The organism is Xenococcus sp. PCC 7305 (genome assembly GCF_000332055.1).
Taxonomy (GTDB): Bacteria; Cyanobacteriota; Cyanobacteriia; order Cyanobacteriales; family Xenococcaceae; genus Xenococcus.
This window is the reverse complement of the sequence record NZ_ALVZ01000143.1, coordinates 1-4,416: the sequence shown is the minus strand read 5'-3', so window position 1 is coordinate 4,416 and position 4,416 is coordinate 1. Positions and strand designations below refer to the sequence as shown.

At 36.1% G+C, this 4,416-nt stretch carries 8 protein-coding genes and 1 pseudogene; 4 read left to right on the top strand and 5 right to left on the bottom strand.

The features are described 5' to 3' along the window. Positions 1 to 217: 217 nt before the first annotated feature. The 4 genes from XEN7305_RS08395 to XEN7305_RS08380 form a co-directional block, all read right to left on the bottom strand. Entirely contained in the window at positions 218 to 652 is a 435-nt protein-coding gene (locus tag XEN7305_RS08395) for a hypothetical protein (RefSeq protein ID WP_006508963.1), read from the bottom strand. A gap of 155 nt (positions 653 to 807) precedes the next feature. Then, positions 808 to 1,119 carry a nucleotidyltransferase family protein gene (locus XEN7305_RS08390; protein ID WP_006508962.1) on the bottom strand — a complete coding sequence of 104 codons (312 nt, stop codon included), beginning with the start codon at positions 1,117 to 1,119 and terminating at the stop codon, positions 808 to 810. Positions 1,120 to 1,227: 108 nt separating this feature from the next. Further along, positions 1,228 to 1,500: a type II toxin-antitoxin system RelE/ParE family toxin gene (locus XEN7305_RS08385; protein WP_006508961.1), complete on the bottom strand. Its 273-nt coding sequence runs from the start codon at positions 1,498 to 1,500 to the stop codon at positions 1,228 to 1,230. Next, positions 1,487 to 1,699: a hypothetical protein gene (locus XEN7305_RS08380; RefSeq protein ID WP_006508960.1), complete on the bottom strand. Its 213-nt coding sequence runs from the start codon at positions 1,697 to 1,699 to the stop codon at positions 1,487 to 1,489. Before XEN7305_RS08380 ends, XEN7305_RS08385 begins: the two co-directional genes overlap by 14 nt. 571 nt (positions 1,700 to 2,270) lie before the next feature. On the opposite strand from XEN7305_RS08380, the gene XEN7305_RS08375 reads away from it, so the two are divergent. From XEN7305_RS08375 to XEN7305_RS30295, 4 genes and pseudogenes are all read left to right on the top strand, one after another. Further along, positions 2,271 to 2,783, top strand: a complete 513-nt coding sequence (locus XEN7305_RS08375) for a helix-turn-helix transcriptional regulator (RefSeq protein ID WP_202951253.1) — start codon at positions 2,271 to 2,273, stop codon at positions 2,781 to 2,783. Positions 2,784 to 2,918: 135 nt separating this feature from the next. Next, entirely contained in the window at positions 2,919 to 3,053 is a 135-nt protein-coding gene (locus tag XEN7305_RS30015) for a hypothetical protein (protein WP_255324980.1), read from the top strand. A gap of 293 nt (positions 3,054 to 3,346) precedes the next feature. Then, positions 3,347 to 3,637, top strand: a complete 291-nt coding sequence (locus XEN7305_RS08370) for a nucleotidyltransferase family protein (RefSeq protein WP_006508957.1) — start codon at positions 3,347 to 3,349, stop codon at positions 3,635 to 3,637. After that, positions 3,630 to 3,824, top strand: a pseudogene (locus tag XEN7305_RS30295) (DUF86 domain-containing protein); the annotation flags it as partial. The gene XEN7305_RS08370 and the pseudogene XEN7305_RS30295, both read left to right, overlap by 8 nt. On the opposite strand, the gene XEN7305_RS29535 reads toward XEN7305_RS30295, so the two are convergent. Beyond that, complete coding sequence (locus tag XEN7305_RS29535) at positions 3,812 to 4,075, bottom strand: DUF29 domain-containing protein (protein ID WP_006508955.1); 264 nt, start codon at positions 4,073 to 4,075, stop codon at positions 3,812 to 3,814. The pseudogene XEN7305_RS30295 and the gene XEN7305_RS29535 overlap by 13 nt on opposite strands. Positions 4,076 to 4,416: the final 341 nt, after the last annotated feature.

Here is a 4,416-nt window from a genome sequence, read left to right as displayed (position 1 = left end):
TATGAATTCGTTTCGCGCAAAGGCGCAAAGACGCAAAGAAAGAAGCAAAGAAGATTAGTCCAAAATTCTTTCATGTTTTAAATCAGCAACGCCGATAATTATTATCTATCTAATGAAAACTTTCTTCATTTCAATAATTTCACTTGTTTCAGCGATCGCAAATTCCCAGTTGTTGTTACATCGAAGACATGCGATCACCAACGATAAGACACTTATTTTATGAACTAGCTTTTGTTCCAATATTTAGTTGACCAGCGAGACCTGCTAATCTGTGTTCTTGAGCGTCTAGAAAAGGTTTCGATTGAGTTAGTTCTTGAAAAACTTTCACAGAACCATATCTTACTAATACAACACGATCCCAAAGCTCTTCAACTTTGCCCAGTAAAAGACCAAAAACTTTACTATCACTCAGCACTTGTACATCCTTCCCTGATTTTTGAACGAAACCAATTACTTCATCCAAGTATTTTTGATAAGCTTCTGCCCCAGAGATAGCTTTTTCCTCTTTATACTTAGAACCTTCCTTATATTCAGCATTTTCTTTAAATTTCAAAAGATTTACCATAACGAATGATTCATCAGGAGCAAGTTTCTTAAGGAACTCCAAGGCGGCTGTTTGAGAATCTGGTTCAATTGCGTTTTCCACATTCATATTTTTTCCTCATTTACTTGATAAGTGTTACTTTAAAAGTCGAATGTCAATTACTTTAAAATTAGTACATAATTTAGTTATAAATATTCAAGTCAATATATTTCTTAATAATTTCAAAAACATTTCTTTGCAATTACTAAGCTTAGATAAAACTTTCAGCTTATTGTAATTGAAGCGGCATATTGAATAAGAGCTGAATCTATAACTTCTTGACGAAAATAAGAACTCAAATCTTCAGGTGTGCGTAAATCAACTTTATGTTGGAAAATCCCAGATAATTCTTGTTCCATTGCTGATAAACGAATTAACCCTGGTACATGTTGCGGGTCAAACTCAACCAGGATATCGATATCACTCTCAGGAGAAAAATCATCACGCAAAACAGAACCAAAAAAGGACAATTTTTGGATATGATAACGCTGGCAGAATTGAGCTATTGTTTCTGATGGAATAGTAATATTAGTCACTTATTTCTCAATCTCGATAATCTTATTCCTAAGCGCGATCGCCTATTCTTAGTTTCTATTTTACTAAAAAATGCGATCGCGCAGTGCCAGCTTCGTTGATCGCAAATACTAGGGGAAAATTTGATAAATCTCTCTGCGGTGAGCAACTCGTTGGCAAATTATAGTTTGCCTTTGCTTGTGGATGGTTAAACCAACTCTATAGTTGCCAACTCTGATTTTATACTTATCCTGATAGCCTTTCATCTTCTTTAGATATCCCAAATCAAAAGGATTCTCTGATTCCAGTTCATTGAAAACAATTGACTCGATGCGAACTTGAGTATCTTCGGGCAAAGAAGCTAATTCTTTTAAAAATCTTTTGGTATATTCAACTTTCCACATTATCAGCCTTCAAGGATGCTAAATAGTTTAATGCTTCTTGTTTGTTTAAAGTTTTATCATCTTTTGTCTCGTCCATGAGTTGAGCTAATCCATAGTCTTCTAAGATTTCCTCAATCTTCTCAAATTCAGCAATAGGAATCTGAACCGCAATGGGTTTTTGATTATTGTCTAATAAATAGTTTTTGTTTATTTCTAACATAATTATCAGATAAAGCTTTAGTTAAAAACTTAAATAATGCATTTATACAATAGCCTGATAGATTACAGGCTTATACTTAGGCTCTGGAATTGGCTTGTTATCTAATTGTAAAGTTAGATCATTAGGACTTACGCAGATGTCTCATATAAATTGGATTGAAAGATATTTTAGAGATATGTTTTAAGAAATTACAATTCCTATCTAGAACATTAAACAACCACCAAGACGCTCCCCAATTTTCCTACTCATTAGTTAATCCTTACGCAAGGGGTTTGGGGGCGGCGTCCCGGCCCCAATCGGGGGTCTGGGGGGCTAGTCCCCCAGTTGCATTGATGGCTTTTATTAATAATTTAAGGGATAAGGCTCAAGATAATTATATTTTATTTTGCGTAAGTCCTAATCATGATCATATATAAATAGTTTAACTTCTCAAAGTAATTGTTTCTCATTAGTAATAGTACGTGGGGGAAATTCTTGTAGTAATTGGATATACTAGTTACTCATAATACTTCCTAATGTCAAAGCAATTTTACATTTTTAGTATAATTAGGGATAAAATAAACCAACAATTTTGACATTAATTCTTACGATGAAAGAGACTATTGCCAAAAACCTAATTCGCTATCGCAAAGGAATGCATTTGTCTCAGGAGAAACTCGCCACAATAGTAGGCATAACTCGCCAAAGCATCAACAATTACGAAAAAGCCAAAACTCTTGCCGATAGTAAAACTCTATCTGCTCTGGCAAAAGCTTTAGACGTTAAACTCGACGATTTACTATGCATTGAGAAATCAGGTTTACCCAACTTCAAATTTCGCGCCCCTGTATCCTTTCACAAAAAACCTCAGTTTGCCACTCAAGTTTTACGAGAACTCAAAACTTACAACTCTTTAGAACAAGCTGTTGGACTACCACCCTATGCTCCTGAAAGCACACCTTGCTATCAGCTCATAGGACATGAAAAACGCATTTCTGCGATCGCGAATCAATTTCGCCACCGTTTAGGATTAGGAAATGCGCCAACATTGAGGAAAAAGCCAAAATTTGTGCGACCTACAAACGTCAGCATGGTTCTTCTCTAAAAAACTCTGAATTACCACCAGCTTTAAACCCAGAAGAATTCCCAGAAAATGAACGTTATTACGACCTGGTCTGGCAGGCTCTTCCCTTAGCTAAAATCTCTGAAATGAAAGCAGCAGAACTTCTCGATATGACAATTGAAGAATTACGAAAAAATCGTCAAGAAGCTGAGGTTTATGCGATCGCTTAATGGGGCAATTCTCGATGCCACAGCACTTATTGATTTTCACTGGTTAGATGAATGGGAATGGCTAGAAAAATATTACCCTTGAGCTCATGGGTAATTACAATGGCGGATGCTTTAATCGAACAAAGAAAGAAACACATTTCACCCCAAATTCTAGAAGACTGGAGAAGAAATCTATAGTAGTGGCGATCTCGAGTCCTCTATTGCATCGAAGAAATGAGATCGCTACTAATCAGTAACGCGATCGCTCAGATACCAAGAGATTCTGTAAGTATAAATCTGTACCTACTTGGGAAGATACAGTTTATGTTAAGCTAATCAGCAGAATAACACAATAGACTAAAGCTTTTTTTCCCATCTGTTTCTCTCGTCGTTCCGATGAAAAAACAACAAGCCCTAGAACTCCTCACCAAAAGTAAAACCCTACTTCAAGAAAAATATGGAGTCACAAAACTTGCCCTATTCGGCTCTACTGCTAGAGATACTGCCACCGAAAAAAGTGATATCGATATACTAATTACCTTTCAAGGAAAAGCCGACTCTAAAAAATATTTTGGTGTCTTGTTCTACCTCGAAGATCTTCTTAACTGCCCCGTCGATCTGATCACAGAAACATCTCTTCGCCCTGAATTGCAACCCTACATCGATGCAGAAAAGATTGATGTCTAAAAATATACCCCAAAGAGAATGGCGGTTTTATATAGATGACATGATTCGCTTTGCCCAGAAAGTCTTACGTTACACCAAAAACCTCGACCAAGAAACCTTCATTAACAATGATCCCTACTACGATGCAACCCTGAGAAATTTAGAATTGATCGGCGAAGCAGCAACCCATATTCCTCAAGAAACCCGAAAATTAACCACTTCAGCACGCCAGTGTTTAGCATTTCTGGACTTTTCTTTTTTCCAATACTTCAATTTCAATAAATGTTCAGTCAGACGCATCAATAAACTTTCAATAGCACGTTTCTGACTTTTGCCCATGTCATCAATTTCATCAATTAAATTATCCCAATCTAGGCTCGAATAATCTCTTGCTCGTAATGCCTTGACCATTGCTTGAGTCCATTGATAATAATCTTGCTCGTATTTTGTTCGATTCATTTGTTATTAATATTCACCATGTAAAACTTTTGCTTTCTTTGACGAAATGCTTGGATGACTTATTTAAGTAAAATTACGTAAGTATAATTATTGGCGCCAGGACAAAAAATCAAGAGTATTTACTGATATTTTTTTAAAAAACTTTAAGTATACTCTACTGATTACTACCTTGAATTTCAAATATAAAGAACAAGTTAGAAAATTATACTAACTTGCGTTCATAGACGTAAGATGATTTTTAATTCCCTTTGCGTCTTTGCTAGGTGCGCGTTCCCTTGCGGATTTCCAATTCCGCGGGGTCGCACCTCTTGGCGCGAGATGCTCCCATTACACTTTAGAAC

Coding starts and splice junctions, on each gene's coding strand:
- XEN7305_RS08395 (WP_006508963.1), bottom strand. CDS start 652: ATGAATGTGGAAAACGCAATTGAACCAGATTCTCAAACAGCCGCCTTG.
- XEN7305_RS08385 (WP_006508961.1), bottom strand. CDS start 1,500: ATGTGGAAAGTTGAATATACCAAAAGATTTTTAAAAGAATTAGCTTCT.
- XEN7305_RS08380 (WP_006508960.1), bottom strand. CDS start 1,699: ATGTTAGAAATAAACAAAAACTATTTATTAGACAATAATCAAAAACCC.
- XEN7305_RS08370 (WP_006508957.1), top strand. CDS start 3,347: ATGAAAAAACAACAAGCCCTAGAACTCCTCACCAAAAGTAAAACCCTA.
- XEN7305_RS29535 (WP_006508955.1), bottom strand. CDS start 4,075: ATGAATCGAACAAAATACGAGCAAGATTATTATCAATGGACTCAAGCA.